The organism is Microcoleus sp. N9_A1 (assembly GCF_036701795.1).
Taxonomy (GTDB): domain Bacteria; phylum Cyanobacteriota; class Cyanobacteriia; order Cyanobacteriales; family Microcoleaceae; genus Microcoleus.
Genome location: NZ_JAUBRI010000002.1, coordinates 61008 through 78414, shown reverse-complemented (window position 1 = coordinate 78414; position 17407 = coordinate 61008). Strand labels below are relative to the sequence as shown.

Genomic DNA, 17407 nt, shown 5'->3' with positions numbered 1-17407 from the left:
CTCTTTCTTCGCCTCCGCGTGCCTCGCGGTTCATTTAATCTTACTCCAGATTCGTAAAAACCAGGTTTCTGGGCCCCGATGCGTAAGTCAAATTTAAACTGAGATGTTGCACCATTCTCAATAAGCTTTTTATGAACAGGCTTTCCGGCCTGTTCCACAAAGAGGGAATTTTCTTGTGGAACAGGCCGGAAAGCCTGTTCTTGAGAATGGTGCAAGATGTGAGATTTAAACAAACTGACCCGTTGGAGTCGATCGCACGCGGCGAATCCCAATCACCGACGGCATCGGCGAACGACGCCTGTCATTCTCAATATTACTCGGCCACAAACTGCCGCGAGCAACACTACGAGTCTGATTAAAAACCGCACCGTTCAAATCCAACATTTCAATTTGCCGACTCAGTACAGTACCATCATCGATCGGGCAATCTTCCCCCGGATGCTGCACCGAAAGCAACAGCGTATCTCCCACAAAAGTCGGCCCCGTCATTTCGCACCGATTCGGGCCGTAAGCAAACGGAATTACTGTTCCTGCATTCGGCCCAGAAGTCGGAATATAAAACAGCCAATTGTTGCCGAAAACTCCAGTAAAATCTGACACATTTCCAGTCTTGTTGTGGTCGATCGTCGTTGGCTTTCCAGCCGCACCCACATCAAAACCGTTATGCGTGCTAGTAGACATATCAGTGACGGCCCAAATGTTACCTTGAGGGTCAAAATCCAAATTGTCTGCACTAGCAAATCCCGACCCAGCTACCGAACCCGCTTCTCCACCTTGAGCCAAACGCTGCCAGCGGAACGTCAAACCTGCACCATCAGGACTGTCTTCAATTATTTTGTAAAGTCCTCCCGACTGCTGAGTGCTGTTGACTGCGCTACCGTATTTAGCAACAGTAAAAATGCGAGAATCTGGATAACCGTCGCTTCCGGGTGCGGCGTCAGTATAAGCAATGAAAACTTCCTGAGTAGTAGGATTAACTTCCAAATCTTCTGGCCGCGCCGTCGGAGTGCCACCCATCAAATTAGCAGCTAAGAAAGCATCAACTAAAACCGCACCTTGGCTGCTGTAGAAATTAGCAAGAGTTTTATTTTGGTAACCAAGAAGTGCTGTTGCTTCATTGGTTGTATCTACTACAAAAGAACCGCCCTCCTCGGTTTGCCCAGCAATTCCGGCGCGTTTGGGCAAGCGAGTATTTGCATCTCTTTGAGCTTTGCCAAAAGTTGCTAATTCTGCCTCGCCAACTTTAGAAGGACGCACCGGATTCGTCTGGGAATTTAATGTCAATGGCAGCCATCTTCCAGTACCGTTGCGGTTATATTGGGCAACGTACAAAACGCCGTCTTCAAATAACCGGCTGTTGTTTTTATCTGCGGGATTTGTGACACTACCGTTGCTGACAAATTTCCAGGTGTGTCCGCCGCGTCGATCGTCCCCCATGTACACTACTAATCTGCTACCTGCTGCTGCGCGAATCGCGACGTTTTCGTGGCGGAAACGGCCTAAAGCGGTGTGTTTGCGGGGGCGGAAACTCGGATCTTGAGGATCGACTTCTACCATCCAGCCGTATTTTTCGCCCACTAAGCCGAATTCCTCACCAGTAGTGCCCTTGGCGTAGCTGGTTTGGCCGCCGTTGGGTTTGATGTTTTCCTGAACTCCCACGAAGAATAGTTCGCTACCTTGGAAGTTTTCTTCGGCGGAGAGGATTGTGCCCCAAGGGGTTGTGCCGCCGGAACAGTTGTAGGCTGTGCCGATGATGCGGTTGCCGAGCCCGTCGCTGTTGACTTGGGCGAAGACTTGGGTAGCTGCAGGGCCCGTGCCCGTGAGGTACTCGTTATCGCCTTGTCTGGTGCCCCAGGAGGTGACATCTTTGTATTTGTCGGCACGCTGGCTGTTGATGCCGAGGCCGGAAAGTCCGTGAATGCGTCGGTTGAGGGAGTCGCCGGCGATCGCCCCAAAGCGTCCGTTAGCTTGTTTGGTGATGCGAACGATCGAACCGCCGAGATTGTACAGGAATTCGCCGAGGGTATCGCGATTCTTTACCGATAAGTCTATACCGAGGACGGCGCGATCGGTTGCTGGAAATGGTGCCAGATCAGACGGCGCTTCCGGCGTCACTTTCGACATCGGAAAACCTACATACTCGTGGTTAACCCAGAGATAGCCGTCGTCACTGCTGCCACGAAGGGGTAGGAAGGCGGTGTAGTCGTTGTTGTAGCCGAAATAGTCTGCCGGATTGGGAAAAACTCGATCGCCCCAGCGGAGAATCACATAACGTTCGTATTCCGGCGGCACAACCACATCGTCAACAATGTTGTAGCTGGTTAATTTAGTATTCTGCGAGGCCGCCATCACGGTTCCCTGTCCGTTTAAGCCCGTCGGCATAAAGCTGGACAATTCTTGATAAATTGGCAGCGGGTGGGGAAGTCTTAACGGAGTGAAAGATAGCGGCCCTATAACAGATTCCGCCGAGGTGGAATTGATGCCGAAGAGTGTTTGAGTTAGTTGAGGGGCAAGCACAGTGGTAGCTGCGCTGCTGCCGAAGAAAATTAGCAGTTGTCGGCGAGTTATTTTAGACATAAATTCCTTTTCAAACCAACATCCCTAATCAGATGATTCCGTATGAAACTTTATCACTGTTAAATTAAGGGAAGTTAACCTGAAGGTTAATTAAACTGGAATTATATTTTGGTTAATAATTGGTTATTGGTTGTTTGTTGTGTGCTACCAATTTCCAATGCCCGATGCCCGATGCCCGATGCCCGATTTCAATCATCTCGAAAACCCGGATCATTTTTTCGGGATGTCGATCGACTGGGCGCAGGTACATTTATCACTTGCGAAAACCCAGAATTTGCGGGCGAGATATTGCCATCTCTGAATCCCAGCAGCAATTGAGCATCCGCAAAATATCTAGTCCACTGTTCGATTCTCGAATCTTTTTGCCAGTCGCGGCGGGATACTCTCGATCGCAAAACTGGAACCCTTTGTCGGCGGCGATCGGCTGTAATGATGATTGTAACTTCTGTTAATGCCGGATTTTCTTGAAACTCGCGGGCGATCGACAATGCGGCTAAATCTTCCGCCTGCTGCACTAAACTCGCAAAAGATTGACTGCCGTCCGAATCTAAGGTAAGGTAGCGCTCTTTGGTTTCAGCCAAAGCTATCGATATACTTGCTGTTAAACTGATAATGGCTAGAATAACCGCCGACAATAAGCGTAGGTACAAATTCATTATGTTCTCAACTAAATACTAACACTTGTCAATGATAGTTAATAAAATTTAACACTAAGTTAATATTTGATTAAAATAATATTTTGTGTCACCACATTTCCCTAAAAAAATGTCCTGTAGACTCAATTTACCACAAAAAATTAGGCTTTTAGGGGCGGATTTTACTCGAAATATTTGTCGGTAGTAAAGGATATCGATCAACCCGCCCCCGCGTTACTCTTCTTCCTTCTTCCTTCTTCCCTCTTCCTTTTTCCTGACATCCGCTACATCCGTTACACAATCCGTTGCCGAACCTTCTTCCTTATGAAATCAACAAAATGTGCGATCGCCCTCGGTAGCAACTTAGGCGACTCCCTCGCCACACTCAAAAGCGCGATCGTAACCCTCAACAACACCCCAGGAATAGCAGTAAAATCTAATTCAACCTGGTATCAAACCGCCCCCGTCGGGCCGCCCCAACCCGATTACATCAACGCCTGTGCCATCCTAGAAGTGGCACTAGAACCCGAACAATTGCTAGCAGCTTTATTAGAAATTGAAATAAAATTTAATCGAATTCGCCGAGAAAAATGGGGGCCAAGAACACTCGACCTAGATTTGCTGCTGTACGACAATTTAATCTTAGAAACTCCGACACTGACTTTGCCTCATCCCCGGATGACCGAAAGAGCTTTTGTATTAGTACCTTTAGCAGAAATTGCCCCGGATTGGGTGCATCCGGTGACGAAAAGTGCGATCTTCCAACTGCTGCAAACCGCAGACTGTTCCGGAGTGCAAAAATTGCAACTGTAAAAATTGAGCAAAATTCACAAAAAATGCAACCCTAGGTAAGGATCGCGAATTAAATAACTTACAATTTTAATTGTTATTGTGGGATGGGCGTCCCGCCCGTCCTTTTTGGACAGGCGGGACGCCCATCCCACAAACTTGTGGAAGTTATTTAATTCTCATTCCTAAGCTGCAAACAGTGATAGTTATCAGTCATTCCCCATCTAAAATCTAAAATCTAAAATCTAAAATCCTATGAGATCGCATATCATGTCTTAAATCGGTGCACTCTAACATTATTCGCTTGTCACTTATGTCGATCGGTCAAGAACTACCCCAACTCCTCAAACAGCGCCTATTTTACCAAGGGCGCAAATTTAACTTTGACGTAGCCACCCTCCGTCTTCCCAACGGTTCCGAAGGCGAGTGGGAATGTATTCGCCACCCCGGCGGAGCACTTGCAGTTCCCGTCACCCCCGAAGGTAAACTTGTCTTGGTACGCCAATATCGCTTTGCCACAAAAGGGCGAATTTTAGAATTTCCCGCTGGTACGGTAGAAATCAATGAAAGCCCCGCCGAAACTATCAAACGCGAAATCGAAGAAGAAACCGGATATCGCGCCGGAAAATGGCGGAACTTAGGGCAATTTTTTCTCGCCCCCGGTTATTCCGACGAAATCATTTATGCTTTCTTAGCCCAAGATTTGGAAAAACTGGAAAAGCCGCCCGCACAAGACGAGGATGAAGACATTGAAACAGTTTTATTCACCCCGGAAGAATTAGACAAAGCTATCTTAGCTGGGGAACCCATTGATGCAAAATCTATTTCTAGCTTTTTCTTGGCACGTCCATTTTTGACTTAAATAGGACTGACTAAAAAAACCCGGTTTCTTATAAAAATCGTGCATCAAACCGATAAATCTTAACTTAGAAACCGGGTTTTTGATACCGCGTGTGTCCAGGAATGTAAAATCTAAAATCTAAAATCTAAAATCTAAAATCTAATGTCCGATCTAATTTTATTTTGGCACCGCCGCGACTTGCGTATTTCTGACAACATCGGACTGGCAGCAGCGCGCCAGCAAAGCCCGAAAGTAGTCGGAATTTTTTGTCTCGATCGCAATATCCTAAATCGGGATGACGTAGCGCCAGCTAGAGTCACCTACATGATCGGCTGCTTGCAAAAACTCTCCGCGCGTTACAGGGAAGCAGGCAGCCAATTGCTGATAATTCAAGATGACCCGATTCTAGGAATACCGAAATTAGCAACAGCTATAAATGCTCAAGCAGTATTTTGGAACTGGGATGTAGAACCCTATGCAAAACAGCGCGATCTCTCCATATCAAACACCCTCCAACAAGCAGGAATTCAAGTCCAAAATTTCTGGGATCAAGTCCTGCACGCCCCTGATGAAATTCGCAGCGGTACAGGGACTCCCTACACAGTTTATACACCATTTTGGAAAAAATGGAATAGTAAACCCAAAGCCCAACCAGTAGAGACACTGCCGATAACTTATCTGGAATTAATGACCGGATTAACCGCCGAAGAACAAGCAATCGCCAACGAAGCAGGTGCAATGGAAACAGTGCCAACAGCCTCTAGTTTGGGATTTATTTGGGAAAATCCATTAGTAATAGAACCCGGAGAAGATGCAGCGCAACAAAAATTAGAAGAATTTTGCGATCGGGCAATTTACCAATATCAAGAACAGCGCAATTTCCCCGCCATTAACGGCACATCCCAACTCAGTGCAGCCCTAAAATTTGGTGCAATAGGCATCCGCACTGTTTGGCAAGCTACCCAGATAGTAATGGACACTTGCCGCAGCGAAGAAGCATCTACAAACATCCAAACTTGGCAACAGGAAATAGCGTGGCGGGAATTTTACCAACACGCCATGTATAATTTCCCAGAATTAGCAGACGGCCCCTACCGTCAAGCATTCAAAGACTTTCCTTGGGAGAACGATGAAAAACTCTTTCAAGCTTGGTGTAAAGGCAAAACTGGCTATCCTGTTATTGACGCGGCAATGCGGCAGTTAAATCAGACAGGTTGGATGCACAATCGCTGCCGCATGATAGTCGCCAGTTTCCTCACCAAAGATTTAATTATTAACTGGCAGTGGGGCGAAAAATACTTCATGCAAAAATTGATAGATGGCGACCTTTCTGCTAACAACGGCGGCTGGCAGTGGAGTGCATCGAGCGGCATGGACCCGAAACCTTTGCGAATATTCAATCCAGCGAGTCAAGCTCAGAAATTTGACCCGGAAGGGGAATATATTCGGTACTGGGTTCCCGAATTGCGCCGCGTTGATACGAAACTTTTGCTAACAGGAAATATTTCGCCTTTAGAACGCAGACTTCTTCATTATCCCTCTCCAATCGTAGATCACAACGAGCAGCAGCGCAAGTTTAAGGAACTGTACAACCAGCAAAAAAACGCAGGTTAGACAGCTCGATTTTTGGCGATAGTTACCAGTAAGGATCGCAAATTAAATAATTTACACAAGTTTGTGGGATGGGCGTCCCGCCCGTCTTTTCTGGACGGGCGGGACGCCCATCCCACAAGAAATATCAAATTCTAAGTTATTTAATTCTCATTCCTAAATTAAGTTGAGGGAGCGCCGTGTACCCCTCTAATTAAAAGATTGCATTAGTTATAATAAACTTAAATACATCGGAGGTTGAAATGGTAACGCTGCAATTAAGGCAAATCAGTGTACCCCCAGGACATAGAGTGCTGTTCCATGATGTCAACTGGCAGGAATTTGAAGCAATTTTAGAAGAGTTGGGAGAACACCGTGGCTCTAGAATAGCTTACAGTCAAGGAACTTTGGAGATTAGGATGCCACTACCAGAACACGAGAAAGCTAAAATCATTATTGGCTATTTAGTGAAAATTCTGTTTGAGGAACTAGAAATCGAATTTGAACCATTTGGTTCGACGACTTTCAAGCGAAAAAGTATCTTACAAGGAATTGAACCTGATGAATGTTTTTACATTCAGAATTACGCTCTAATGATTGGCAAAAAGCGGATCGACTTAACAGTAGATCCGCCGCCGGATTTAGCAATTGAAGTAGATCTAACTTCCAAGACTCAACTGGACGCTTACGAGGCGCTGGGAGTGCCGGAAATTTGGCGCTATGAAAATAACAAGCTTCAGATTAATGTGCTTCAAGATGGGAAATATGTTGAATCAAAAATTAGTCCTACTTTTCCCAATCTGCCAATTATTGAAGCTATTTCTCAATATTGCGAAGAAAGTCAAACAGCGGGCACGAGTCAAACTCTCAGATTGTTTAGGAAGTGGGTTAAAGACCAAATACAAAATTGATATGAAATCCCTATTCCCCGCACTTGCTGTCATAAAATGGCTTATTTACGATCGCCAAAAAGCAATTTTTTTCACAGCAAGCCTCCTAATTCCCTTGTATTTTTAATTTCGCTTTTGGGAAATCGAGAGAGAGTAAGGGTGTTGACCTTGAGATCGATCGCCCACAAAAATAACATAAGTCCCCTTGTCCCCATAACCGGAAAATTCTACATTCCCCGCAGCAGCATTCGCCGGCAGGACGCAGAAACGCCCCCTCGGCCCCTGAATCATCAAACTGGGAGCTCCAGCGGTTTGTACTGCAATCCGCCAGTAAGGCAAATCCTGCGTTACTTCAATGACGTGGTTCGGTGCTTGGGACACAAAACCGCAGTCGCCGCTATTGTTCGGGCCGCCGGAAACTCCAGAAACTCCCAGCGGTTCGGGAAATCCCGGAGCAATTTGTAGCGGTTGGCTCCGAAGGGCACCGGCATCCGCTAAAATCATTGCCAAGGCTACGGTCATGATCGAGCTAAACCACAGTTTGCCACGTTCGCCCGGATAATTGATCTTCATGTTTCCTCACACAATGGCATTTGGTTCTAGTTCTTTGACGGTAGGGGATAATGGCGGTTCCAAACACATTAATCTAAAATAACTTCCGAATTTTTTTATGAATCCTCAAAATAACTTCAATTGGCAGCAAGCGTTCGGAGAACTAAAAGCTAAAGTAGAACGATCGCCACTCATCACACAAAATTCAGACAGCTATCAAGCCGTCGGAACCTTCTACAATCAATTACTGGACAAGTTTCAAAGACTCCCCAAACCGGGACAGGTGGCAGCCTTTGCCGTCGGAGCGATAATTGTCCTGACAGTCTTCAATAGCATCGTACAGCTAATTTCAGCGCTGATGACTCTTGCCGTTCTCGGAGTGCTAATCTACATAGCGTATAAATTGGCAATTTCTCCTGATTCCTCAAACACTAACGACTAACAATAGGAAATTCTAAATATGGCTAGCCCCACCGCGCCCAGCGGCATCAATCAACCCGATCCGTCTTGGCAAACACAATCCAAGCAAATGCCACTGCTGGTTCGCAGGTGCGGCGCTTGGGCAGTGGAAATTTCGTTAATTGCGGCCAGCGCCCTCGTTCCCTTCAGTATTGGGGCATTGGTTAACCAGGAATCTCAAACCGTGCCGCTCAATTCCTCAGTAGCAGCAGCATCCGAAACCGTCGCCCGTACTTTGGGCATACCCGTGCGCGATCGCAGCCCCAGAGTCGCACCCCTAACTAATCTATTCTGGTCAGCGGCACTGCTGGCACCGGCAGTTTTAGCGGGGTGGCAACTGTTTTTGCTCGCCAGAACCGGTCAAACTATCCCCAAACGGTGGTTTGGCGTCAAAGTTGTCACAGCGTCGGGCACTCCTCCGGGTTTTGGGCAAGTGCTAATTCGCGAAAGTTTAGGGCGCTGGGGAGTGCCTCTAGGCGTCGCTTACGGCATTTGGCGCTTATCTGGTGCGTTTCCAGATTTGCTGATTTTAGGGGGGCTGAGCGGCTTGGCAGTGCTCGCAGACGGCGCTTTGGCATTGCGCTACAAACGCCAATCAGGACACGATCGCCTCGCGAATACTTTGGTGGTCAATGCTCGATCGAATCAACTGTCTGCCAATCCTGTCAAGAGTCAAGATTGGACTGAGGAAGACGCGCAAATTGCGGCTTTGGTAGTGACTCCACAAAGCGGCCTGAAAGCAAATGCCAGTTTGTGGAATTGGATGCGCCAACACCCAGGCACAACTTTAGTGATAGTTACCATCGGCAGCGCGGGATTGATTTTAACTTTGTTTGTTGGCACTCTCATCTACACTCAAAGTCAAGCAAATATGCGGGATTCGCGGCAGCGGAACGACGAATTATTTGTAGCTTTAGTTAGCAAATTGTCTCCCACATCGGCTAGCGGGGCATCGGGCAGGCGATCGGCAATTTTGGCTTTGGGCGCCGTGGAAGACTCCCGCGCCGTACCGCTGCTAGCGGATTTGCTAGCTCAAGAAGACAACCGCCCGATGTTGGACGCGATCCAGCAAGCTTTAGTCAGTAGCGGGCCGAAAGCTTTGCCTGAGTTGCAGCGGTTGAATCAAGCCCTCAGCAACGACCTCGATTCCCTGCGCTTTGGCGGCAAGGCCCCGGAACGCGAGTTAGCGGCCGCCCGCCAGCGAACAGTACAAAGGGCGATCGGCAAAATTCTCACAGTGTATAGCAGCCAACTCAACGGCGCGGATCTGAGCCGCACGGATTTAGCTCAAAGTCCTGCCGGCCCGTCTCAGTTTACTTTAGTATTAAACAAAGTTGACTTATCGGGAATTAAGCTGAGAAACGCCAATTTAACCAATGCCAGCTTGCAGGGAACTCGCTTTTACGGCACCGGCGAAGACAGGCGTCCGGGTACATTTGACGATTGGATTTCTGACTTGAGCGGCGCTAATTTGGAAGGAGTAAATTTGGTCGGGGCGTCTTTGAACAGTGCTGTAATGAACCGCACTACTTTTGTGCGCGCTGTCATGAACAAAGCTAATTTGTCAAACGGCAATTTGAATTCAGCTAATTTCAGCAGTGCTATTTTAATTGGAGCGAATTTGCAGGAAGCACTGTTAAAAAATGCAAGTTTTACCGGAGCAGATATAGGAAGCGCGAATTTGTCGCGAGCAGATTTGTCAGGTGCGCGTTTGGGCAAAGTGAAGGCTCAAGGCGCTCAGTTGTCCTTGACAAATTTGTCTAAATCGGAATGGCAAGGTGCTGATTTGTCCGGTGCTGATTTGAGCGGCGCTAACTTACAAAATGCCGATTTGACTTCGACTAAACTCGCCAACGTGAATTTCAAAGATGCTCGGTTGCAAGATGCGAATTTTCGTAATGCGGAGGTGAGTTCGGTTGATTTTAGGGGCGCGAATTTAGCGGGAGCGAATTTTAAAGGCGCTGTGTTTCTGGGGAAAACAGCTTCGGATCAATTTATTCAAAATCCGACTGGTAGTAAATCCGGTCGATTCCTAGGAGTTGATTTTGCAGAGGCTAAGAATTTAGATAAAAGTCAAATTGCTTACATTTGTTTGCAGGGGGGGATTCATCCGAAGTGCCCGCAGAAGAAGTAAGGATTGGTTGTTAGCGAGTAGGGTAATACAGTTGATCAAAGAACAGGTAGGGTAATTATGAGCGTTAAGCGAATCATTTATCTCATCCTAGCAATTCTGGGGCTTGTGCTGCCTTGGTACTATAACTTGCAGTTTTTTAGCAATGCTGGCTTGCTCGACTTTGTAAACGAGAGTTCGGCTAATCTTGCTGCGAAATCGGTAAGTTTAGATTTGTTGATCGCAACTGTAGCAGGAAGCACTTGGATGTACGCTGAGTCGAAACGATTGGATATAAGTTTTGTAGGGCTGTACATAATTCTGGGTTTGCTTGTTTCGTTTTCATGTGCTTTCCCGCTTTTCTTGTTTGTGCGGGAAACCAAGCTAGAAACATCAAGTGAAGTCTCAAGTTGAAAATTTGTTTAACCGGTTAGTGCCGCGCAGCACAATAATTCGGTGCAGGCGATCGAGTATTATATAATTTTCGGTAAAATCACCCTTATAGGTTTGTAGTGACGACGGAAGTGCTCATAATTTTATGAGGATTAAAGTCCTCACTACAAACCAACGTGATTGTTGTCGTTCGTGGTAGCACAATACTAATAGCAATTTCAGTCATTTTTTGCTAAAAACTTTTGGCTTTATTTTCGTTCCGCCTGCCCAATTTACTACTGCATTGTTTATTGAAATTGCTATTATATCGTTTCCGGTTGTATCGGTATTTTTCAAAGGTTCAAACAGTCCGTTGTCCCGAAAGCATAATTTTAGTCAACAGTCAACAGTCAACAGTCAACAATCATGAGGACTGCAACCGGAATTTATATTACGCAATAGCATCCAAAGTGACAAGATTCTCGAATTGCGCCAATAGCATTCCATCAGCATTATTTGCCACTCCAAAAATTTTAGGTAACTGACCTGTTTCAGCGAGAACTTGTCTCACTTCTGGGTTAGATACATCAGCTAGATTTTTGTTATTTAGAATGGCATTAATCGCAGCGATACCGACACCTTGACCAACTGCAGCGTTGAATTCAACAATTCTGCCTGCAGAACAAGCCAACCCTTCAAATCCCGAACACGGACTGACCACTGCCAGGTTAGGAACGTTTTTAATTAATGCGTGGCGGATGCCAATATTGAAGGTAGGCTTTGTAAAAGCAATAGTTTCAAACCATCCTAGACTGTTTGCTTTTTTCTCAATACCCTCGATGCCTCCACGTAGATCAAAATAATAGCTAAATGTTCCTAGTGCCTCATTAGCTGGTACGCCACCTAACAGCATTTGTGTGCCAGTTAAAGGTTCTACAACTCCCGTCACATTGCCGGCGTGTCTGATATAAAGTTCTGAGGCAGAAGTAACAGAAGTAGCCCCCAAACTCCTCAGCCAAGCTGCAAGAAATAATATCTCTTTTTGCATATTAGCCGTGGGTTTGCTCCCGCTTCTGGCTAAGGCTTCCGCTTCGCTGGCGGTGACGGCAAATAAAAGCGCATTCCACGAAAGTCTTTCATTTGGAAGTATTGCTATATTTCCCAGATCTAAAATCATGCCAGTTTCAGGAAAAGATAGCTTTCTTCCTCTAAAGGAGTGGTAAGCTACAGACAGAGTCGGCGATCGAACATCCATGTAATCGCTTCCCGCCCACAGAGTTTTGAGATTGCCTCTAGTGTCGATCATTTCCAGGCGTAGTTTTTCTGCTAGTTGGGCATCCTTGCCGGCAGCGTGCAGCAAAAAATTTTGAGCCTCTGAATCGGCAAGGTTTGTGAAGCGGTTTAGATAAATGTAATCGAATTCTTTCAGTGCTCTTGCACTGAGTCCTTGAGTTTCAAAAACGAGGGTGACTGGAAGTTCTGAGTTAGGCAGACCGAATGTTTCAAATCCCTGCAACTTTCTCACGCCGGCAGCTTGAGCTAATTCGGCATTGACAGTGGCATCAATAAATTGCTTGCCGGCATAAACTGTGCCTTTTGATGTGGTTATACTGGCAATTTTTTGACCTTCTTTATTGACTGATTGAATTTCTACTTTGCTGAGGATATCGACTCCAGCTTGTAACAGCATTTCTTTCAGGGCTGCACTGGCTTTGCCGGAATCAAGTGCAATTGTCGTAACACCGGATTTTTGCAGGAATTCTTTATAGATTGCCGGCGGTGAACCAAAGGTATCTAAATTTAAAGATTGTTTAAGTTCTTGACTAATCTGACTTCTATCTAAATAAGCAAGGCCGCCTCTTACCAAATGCCCGCCAATTCCTTCTTGCAAGCTTCCTTTAGACATCAGCAGAACTCGCGGATAACGCTTTGTCCGGCGACGATATTCTCTGGCGGCCGAGATAACAGCTAGAACTCCTGGAACTTCATCACCAAAACAGATGACATCGTAATAACGCAGATCCATGACCATTATTTAATAACCTCTCCTGATTTTCATGTTTTCGAGCTGGATCTCAATGTTTGCCGTCAAACTCTCTGTTTTTCCCAAATCTAGCTCTATCTTTCCTGATTTTTGCGATAAATATTCACATATTTCTGGACGCAGAAACCGGGTTTGTTCCCGAAAATTCTCTGTTGAGGGCGATCGATCGGGCGTTGAAAAACCCGGTTTCTGAGCGTCAAGACTGTGTAAGTATTGTGTCTTTACTGCCATCAGCTCAGATTCTCAGGATCAATCCCCAACTCCCGCAATCGCTGAGCTAATCGATCGGAACGTTCAGCTAATCGATCGGCGCGCTGCGATTCCTGTTGGGCGCGCTGCGATGCTTGTTCGGCGCGCTGCGATTCCTGTTGGATACGTTCTGCTGATTGTTTTACCTGTTCTTCAGGTGTCAGATAGCGTTTTCCATCGGCATCGTACCAATACAACCACTCCCTTGCTACCCCAGAATAGTTTCCCCTTTCACAACCAATTCCCAAACCTATTTCTGGCATCCAAATTGGATTTCCTGACTGTAACTCGTACTTTCCATTGACTAGCTTGTGTACTTCCAAATGAGGTTTTCGACGGCGGCGGGAAGAATAAATGACGTAATAAAGTATGCCTAAATCTTGATAAATCTCCAATTTTGTGCTGTATTCCTTGCGATAAGTTGGGGAAACAACTTCTAGCACGAAAAGTGGCATGACATTTTCATCCCACAGCACGTAACTGGGACGCAATTCTTCGTCGTAAAACCGTTCTACTCCTAAACTTAAGAAAGCATCTGGGACAATGGCAGGTTTATCTGGGTGATAATAGATACCCATATCTATGCCAAAAAACCAGTCCATGCGTTCTGCCCAAAGTATCAGCAAGGTTGCTTTTAACAACCCCGGTATTAGTTATTGCAGTTCGTTATCCACAGGCGTTTCATCCGAATCTGGTAGTTCGTCGGCTGAGGGCAAGTTCCTCGGCAAGTTGTACTTTAACATTGCGGCTTTCCTCAAAACTTACTTAAGATTATAGCCTTTCTCTGTTTGGTGATATTTACCTGGTAATGGGTAATTGGTAATTGGTAAATATTATTTATTGAACGAACCGCGAAGACGCTTTAGGCGAAGTCGCGCGTCAGCGCTAGGACGCGAAGGAGAAGCAGAGAAGAAAAGAGAATAGAACGATGATAGGTAATTTTAATTTACTGAAGTTGAATAATTTTTGTGAAATTTGGGATCGGACTGGCGCGATCGACTATACTAAGCTAATCATTCGGTTCTAATGGGGAGCAGCCATTAGAGGAAAGGGGGAAAGTTCGGTGCAAGTCCGGCGCTGTCCCGCAACTGTAATGAAAGCGATGTCGCTTTCTGAGTCAGGATGCCCGCCGATGTGTTTGTTTACATAGTCTCATCTGCGAGGTTCAGCGTGAAGGCCAGAAATCGGAAATTAGTCAGCCTGGGATTGATGGCTGGCTTGAGTTGTTATATTGTCCTAGCATCGGCAACGCCTGCCGCAGCTATGCACATTTCGGAAGGTTTTTTGCCGGTGCAATGGGCGGCGTTTTGGTGGATAGTGGCGTTACCTTTTTTTATAGTCGGTTTGCGATCGATCGCCCGCATTACCAAAGAACACCCGGAACTTAAATTACTGTTAGCTTTAGCAGGCGCATTTACTTTTGTGCTTTCTGCTTTGAAAATTCCTTCGGTAACGGGGAGTTGTTCTCACCCGACGGGTACTGGTTTGGGTGCGATTTTGTTCGGCCCTTCGGTGATGGCTGTACTCGGCGCTTTAGTGCTGCTTTTTCAAGCAATTTTGTTAGCCCACGGCGGCTTGACAACCCTGGGAGCAAATATGTTTTCGATGGCGATTGTCGGGCCGTTTGCTGCATATTTTATCTATCATTTGCTGATGCGAACTGGCAAGCAGCGGGCGGCAATTTTTTGTGCTGCGGCTTTGGCGGATTTGCTGACTTATGTGGTGACTTCCATTCAATTAGCGTTAGCTTTCCCCGCAGCAAGCGGCGGTTTTGTAGCTTCGTTTATCAAGTTTGCTAGCATCTTTGCAATTACTCAAGTTCCTCTGGCTATTAGTGAGGGATTGCTGACTTTATTGGTTTGGAATTGGCTGCATTCCTACGGGAAGCCGGAGTTGGAAACTTTGAATTTATTGAGACAGGAGTCATAAAGTCATGAGTCAGAAAAATACAAGAAATCACCAATCTACTGCGCGAGAAAATTGGATTTTGGTTGCTGCTGTGGTTGCTCTTGCTGTTCTTCCTCTAGTATTTGTCCGAGGTGAATACGGCGGTGCTGATGGGGAAGCCCAAAAGGCAATTACCGAAATTCAACCGGGCTATGAACCTTGGTTCAATCACTTCTTTGAACCTGCTAGCGGCGAAATTGAAAGTTTGCTGTTTGCAACTCAAGCTGCATTGGGGGCTGGCGTAATTGGCTACGCGATCGGGTTATATAAAGGCCGATCGCAATCTCGACAAAATTCCGATCGCAAAACCTTGGAATGAACCATCAGATTGATAGTCTGGCTTATACAAATAGGTTGCGCGGTTTGCCGCCAGCTCACAAACTATCATTTGCGATCGCCCTTTTAATCCTGTCTCTAGTTTCCCATGCAGCGGTGCAGTTGTCGATCGCCCTCTGGTTGACAATCTGGATCGTCGTTTATGCAGGAATTCCGGCGAAACTCTATCTGCGGTTGCTGTCGGTACCGCTGGTGTTTTTGCTGACGAGTTTGCCTGCTTTGGCGATGGGTGCCGTTGCGGGCGATCGAATCCCGGAAATTCAGTGGGATATTTGGCAAGGTTGGGGAATTAGCACCGGCACTTTTTATCTCTATGCGAGCCGCACTGGGATATACCAAGTGAGCTTGCTGTTTGCCCGCGCCTTCGCATCCACAAGCTGTATGTATTTCATCCTGTTGACGGTGCCATTTACCGAAATCTTGCAGATTCTGAGACAATTACGCTGTCCAGAGTTAGTCACAGAACTGCTATTACTAATGTACCGCTTTATTTTTAGCTTATTGGCGATCGCCGACGAACTTTGGACAGCACAAAACTCCCGCTGCGGCTACCGCACTTGGAAGCGGGGAATGCACAGTTTAGGCATTTTAATCGGTCAATTGCTGCTGCGAACTTTAGAAAATTACCGTCAAGTTTCCCTGACTTTAGCCTCGCGCGGCTTCAACGGAGAACTCCGCGTTTGGAATTCCTACCCTTACAAACCATCGCGCAGATATACATTTGAAGCCGTGTTTGGCTGCACGGTTTTAACCCTGTTAAGTATTGTCAGGATACCGGGCGGTTGAAACCGCGTTTGTACAGAATCGGCGGTTAAAACCGCGTCTATACAGACAAAACCTGCCTCCGCAGGTTGAAGAATCGGCGGTTAAAACCGCGTCTATACAGACAAAACCTGCCTCCGCAGGTTGAAGAATCGGCGGTTGAAACCATCTTATTTTCTTCAGTCCGCGGAGGCGGACATTGTTTGTGTAGACGCGGTTTCAACCGCCGTCTCATCTCGGACATTGTTTGTGTAGACGCGGTTTCAACCGCCGTCTCATCTTTGTGACAAAACCATAATATGACTTTTATGAACTAAATTAATGAACTTTATGAATTGACCTTACTAGAAACCTATTGAATAATAGCAATCAATAGCTACTCAGTAGGAATTATATTATGAATAAACGACCTCTCAAAAAAATACTTTATTTCCTCACCACATTATTCACCATATTTCTGGTCACAGTCACTCATGTAGCCGCCCAAGAACTACCATTCTACTGGGAGAATATCAACGTCTTAATCGACGTTCAGACCAACGGAGATATGTTAGTCACCGAAACCCAAAAATATGTATTCACAGCCGACTACAACACTGAACGATATCGCTATATTTCTTTAGATAAGGTCGATGAAATTAAAGATGTGATCGTCGCTGAAAATAATCAAATAATTCCTAGTAGCACTGGGATTGAAAACAATCAATTTTGGATTCGCTGGCAACATGAATTAAAACCGCCAGACTCACATACTTTTGTGATCAAATATCGTGTTGTAGGTGGATTGCAGTTAGATGGTGGGAATACTCTACTTTATTGGAAAGCTATTGCTGCGGGTCGTAAAGCACGGATCAATAGCGCAAAAGTTACGGTGCAATTACCTGAATTTTTGTCAGATAAATTGGTCTCATTTACGACTTTTGGTGCAGCAGCAGTTCCCCGTCAAGTAGATCCTAAAACCTTTGAATTTGTGGCAAGTCAGCCTATTCAACCGGAACAAAAATTAGAAGTGCAGATTGCATTTCCCCAGCCAGTTTTGAATATACCTCAACCTGGTTGGCAACAAAATGGTAATCAGGGAGGAGAAGGCTCTTTCATAGACAACATAATGGGTCTAGTCTTTTTTTTCCTAGTTTGTTTGACATTGTTTATTTGCTTTGTATTTTTTCCGATGATGATGCTTCTATTTGTGGGGAGTTTCAGCGTCATTATTTACAAAAAAAGCAAGGAAGCAATCAATAATCGACGCTGACC

At 45.9% G+C, this 17407-nt stretch carries 16 protein-coding genes, 1 pseudogene and 1 riboswitch; of the genes and pseudogenes, 11 read left to right on the top strand and 6 right to left on the bottom strand.

Going from position 1 to position 17407, the window contains the following annotated elements:
* Positions 1 to 225 precede the first annotated feature (225 nt).
* Positions 226 to 2577 carry a PhoX family phosphatase gene (locus QUA58_RS01230; protein ID WP_333392720.1) on the bottom strand — a complete coding sequence of 784 codons (2352 nt, stop codon included), beginning with the start codon at positions 2575 to 2577 and terminating at the stop codon, positions 226 to 228.
* Between the two features lie 188 nt (positions 2578 to 2765).
* Positions 2766 to 3233, bottom strand: coding sequence for a hypothetical protein (locus QUA58_RS01225; RefSeq protein ID WP_333247341.1), 468 nt, complete (start codon positions 3231 to 3233; stop codon positions 2766 to 2768).
* A 303-nt stretch (positions 3234 to 3536) separates the two neighbouring features.
* Between QUA58_RS01225 and folK the strand changes: the two genes are divergently transcribed.
* From folK to QUA58_RS01205, 4 genes are all read left to right on the top strand, one after another.
* Positions 3537 to 4025, top strand: coding sequence for a 2-amino-4-hydroxy-6-hydroxymethyldihydropteridine diphosphokinase (gene folK / locus QUA58_RS01220; RefSeq protein WP_333247339.1), 489 nt, complete (start codon positions 3537 to 3539; stop codon positions 4023 to 4025).
* Between the two features lie 289 nt (positions 4026 to 4314).
* Positions 4315 to 4863 carry an NUDIX hydrolase gene (locus tag QUA58_RS01215; RefSeq protein ID WP_333247532.1) on the top strand — a complete coding sequence of 183 codons (549 nt, stop codon included), beginning with the start codon at positions 4315 to 4317 and terminating at the stop codon, positions 4861 to 4863.
* Positions 4864 to 5004: 141 nt separating this feature from the next.
* Positions 5005 to 6456 (top strand): FAD-binding domain-containing protein, encoded by a 1452-nt coding sequence (locus QUA58_RS01210; protein ID WP_333392718.1) that lies wholly within the window; start codon positions 5005 to 5007, stop codon positions 6454 to 6456.
* A 239-nt stretch (positions 6457 to 6695) separates the two neighbouring features.
* A complete protein-coding gene (locus QUA58_RS01205) occupies positions 6696 to 7343 on the top strand; it encodes a Uma2 family endonuclease (protein WP_333392716.1) in 648 nt (215 codons plus the stop codon).
* Between the two features lie 102 nt (positions 7344 to 7445).
* Here the strand turns inward: QUA58_RS01205 and QUA58_RS01200 are convergent, their stop codons facing one another.
* Positions 7446 to 7895, bottom strand: coding sequence for a hypothetical protein (locus QUA58_RS01200; RefSeq protein WP_333247334.1), 450 nt, complete (start codon positions 7893 to 7895; stop codon positions 7446 to 7448).
* Positions 7896 to 7992: 97 nt separating this feature from the next.
* Between QUA58_RS01200 and QUA58_RS01195 the strand changes: the two genes are divergently transcribed.
* From QUA58_RS01195 to QUA58_RS01185, 3 genes are read left to right on the top strand one after another with little or no spacing between them, the layout of a single operon-like run.
* Positions 7993 to 8316, top strand: a complete 324-nt coding sequence (locus QUA58_RS01195) for a hypothetical protein (protein WP_333247332.1) — start codon at positions 7993 to 7995, stop codon at positions 8314 to 8316.
* A gap of 18 nt (positions 8317 to 8334) precedes the next feature.
* The gene (locus QUA58_RS01190; RefSeq protein ID WP_333392715.1) at positions 8335 to 10467 is read left to right on the top strand and encodes a pentapeptide repeat-containing protein; all 2133 of its coding nucleotides are present in this window, start codon (positions 8335 to 8337) and stop codon (positions 10465 to 10467) included.
* Positions 10468 to 10524: 57 nt separating this feature from the next.
* Positions 10525 to 10857, top strand: coding sequence for a DUF2834 domain-containing protein (locus QUA58_RS01185; protein WP_333247330.1), 333 nt, complete (start codon positions 10525 to 10527; stop codon positions 10855 to 10857).
* A gap of 409 nt (positions 10858 to 11266) precedes the next feature.
* On the opposite strand, the gene QUA58_RS01180 is transcribed toward QUA58_RS01185, so the two are convergent.
* From QUA58_RS01180 to QUA58_RS01170, 3 genes and pseudogenes are all read right to left on the bottom strand, one after another.
* Positions 11267 to 12841: an FAD-dependent oxidoreductase gene (locus QUA58_RS01180; RefSeq protein WP_333309448.1), complete on the bottom strand. Its 1575-nt coding sequence runs from the start codon at positions 12839 to 12841 to the stop codon at positions 11267 to 11269.
* A 9-nt stretch (positions 12842 to 12850) separates the two neighbouring features.
* Entirely contained in the window at positions 12851 to 13090 is a 240-nt protein-coding gene (locus QUA58_RS01175) for a hypothetical protein (RefSeq protein ID WP_333247326.1), read from the bottom strand.
* Positions 13090 to 13851: pseudogene (locus QUA58_RS01170) on the bottom strand (Uma2 family endonuclease). The gene QUA58_RS01175 and the pseudogene QUA58_RS01170 overlap by 1 nt, the downstream one beginning before the upstream one ends.
* Positions 13852 to 14109: 258 nt before the next feature.
* A riboswitch (cobalamin riboswitch) is annotated at positions 14110 to 14256 on the top strand.
* Positions 14257 to 14317: 61 nt separating this feature from the next.
* Here QUA58_RS01170 and QUA58_RS01165 point away from each other — a divergent pair.
* The 4 genes from QUA58_RS01165 to QUA58_RS01150 all read left to right on the top strand — a co-directional run bounded on the left by QUA58_RS01165 (position 14318) and on the right by QUA58_RS01150 (position 17405).
* The gene (locus tag QUA58_RS01165; RefSeq protein ID WP_333247531.1) at positions 14318 to 15037 is read left to right on the top strand and encodes an energy-coupling factor ABC transporter permease; all 720 of its coding nucleotides are present in this window, start codon (positions 14318 to 14320) and stop codon (positions 15035 to 15037) included.
* A gap of 4 nt (positions 15038 to 15041) precedes the next feature.
* Positions 15042 to 15374 (top strand): energy-coupling factor ABC transporter substrate-binding protein, encoded by a 333-nt coding sequence (locus tag QUA58_RS01160; RefSeq protein WP_333247322.1) that lies wholly within the window; start codon positions 15042 to 15044, stop codon positions 15372 to 15374.
* A complete protein-coding gene (gene cbiQ, locus QUA58_RS01155; RefSeq protein ID WP_333392713.1) occupies positions 15371 to 16177 on the top strand; it encodes a cobalt ECF transporter T component CbiQ in 807 nt (268 codons plus the stop codon). The genes QUA58_RS01160 and cbiQ overlap by 4 nt, the downstream gene beginning before the upstream one ends.
* 373 nt (positions 16178 to 16550) lie before the next feature.
* Positions 16551 to 17405, top strand: coding sequence for a DUF2207 domain-containing protein (locus QUA58_RS01150; RefSeq protein ID WP_333247318.1), 855 nt, complete (start codon positions 16551 to 16553; stop codon positions 17403 to 17405).
* Positions 17406 to 17407 lie beyond the last annotated feature (2 nt).

What these genes read in the sequence shown, in the direction of transcription:
- QUA58_RS01190 (WP_333392715.1), top strand. Translation starts at nt 8,335, where the DNA reads ATGGCTAGCCCCACCGCGCCCAGCGGCATCAATCAACCCGATCCGTCT.
- QUA58_RS01200 (WP_333247334.1), bottom strand. Translation starts at nt 7,895, where the DNA reads ATGAAGATCAATTATCCGGGCGAACGTGGCAAACTGTGGTTTAGCTCG.
- QUA58_RS01205 (WP_333392716.1), top strand. Translation starts at nt 6,696, where the DNA reads ATGGTAACGCTGCAATTAAGGCAAATCAGTGTACCCCCAGGACATAGA.
- QUA58_RS01150 (WP_333247318.1), top strand. Translation starts at nt 16,551, where the DNA reads ATGAATAAACGACCTCTCAAAAAAATACTTTATTTCCTCACCACATTA.
- QUA58_RS01185 (WP_333247330.1), top strand. Translation starts at nt 10,525, where the DNA reads ATGAGCGTTAAGCGAATCATTTATCTCATCCTAGCAATTCTGGGGCTT.
- QUA58_RS01210 (WP_333392718.1), top strand. Translation starts at nt 5,005, where the DNA reads ATGTCCGATCTAATTTTATTTTGGCACCGCCGCGACTTGCGTATTTCT.
- QUA58_RS01195 (WP_333247332.1), top strand. Translation starts at nt 7,993, where the DNA reads ATGAATCCTCAAAATAACTTCAATTGGCAGCAAGCGTTCGGAGAACTA.
- QUA58_RS01175 (WP_333247326.1), bottom strand. Translation starts at nt 13,090, where the DNA reads ATGGCAGTAAAGACACAATACTTACACAGTCTTGACGCTCAGAAACCG.
- QUA58_RS01160 (WP_333247322.1), top strand. Translation starts at nt 15,042, where the DNA reads ATGAGTCAGAAAAATACAAGAAATCACCAATCTACTGCGCGAGAAAAT.
- QUA58_RS01165 (WP_333247531.1), top strand. Translation starts at nt 14,318, where the DNA reads ATGGCTGGCTTGAGTTGTTATATTGTCCTAGCATCGGCAACGCCTGCC.
- QUA58_RS01225 (WP_333247341.1), bottom strand. Translation starts at nt 3,233, where the DNA reads ATGAATTTGTACCTACGCTTATTGTCGGCGGTTATTCTAGCCATTATC.
- folK (WP_333247339.1), top strand. Translation starts at nt 3,537, where the DNA reads ATGAAATCAACAAAATGTGCGATCGCCCTCGGTAGCAACTTAGGCGAC.
- QUA58_RS01180 (WP_333309448.1), bottom strand. Translation starts at nt 12,841, where the DNA reads ATGGATCTGCGTTATTACGATGTCATCTGTTTTGGTGATGAAGTTCCA.
- cbiQ (WP_333392713.1), top strand. Translation starts at nt 15,371, where the DNA reads ATGAACCATCAGATTGATAGTCTGGCTTATACAAATAGGTTGCGCGGT.
- QUA58_RS01215 (WP_333247532.1), top strand. Translation starts at nt 4,315, where the DNA reads ATGTCGATCGGTCAAGAACTACCCCAACTCCTCAAACAGCGCCTATTT.
- QUA58_RS01230 (WP_333392720.1), bottom strand. Translation starts at nt 2,577, where the DNA reads ATGTCTAAAATAACTCGCCGACAACTGCTAATTTTCTTCGGCAGCAGC.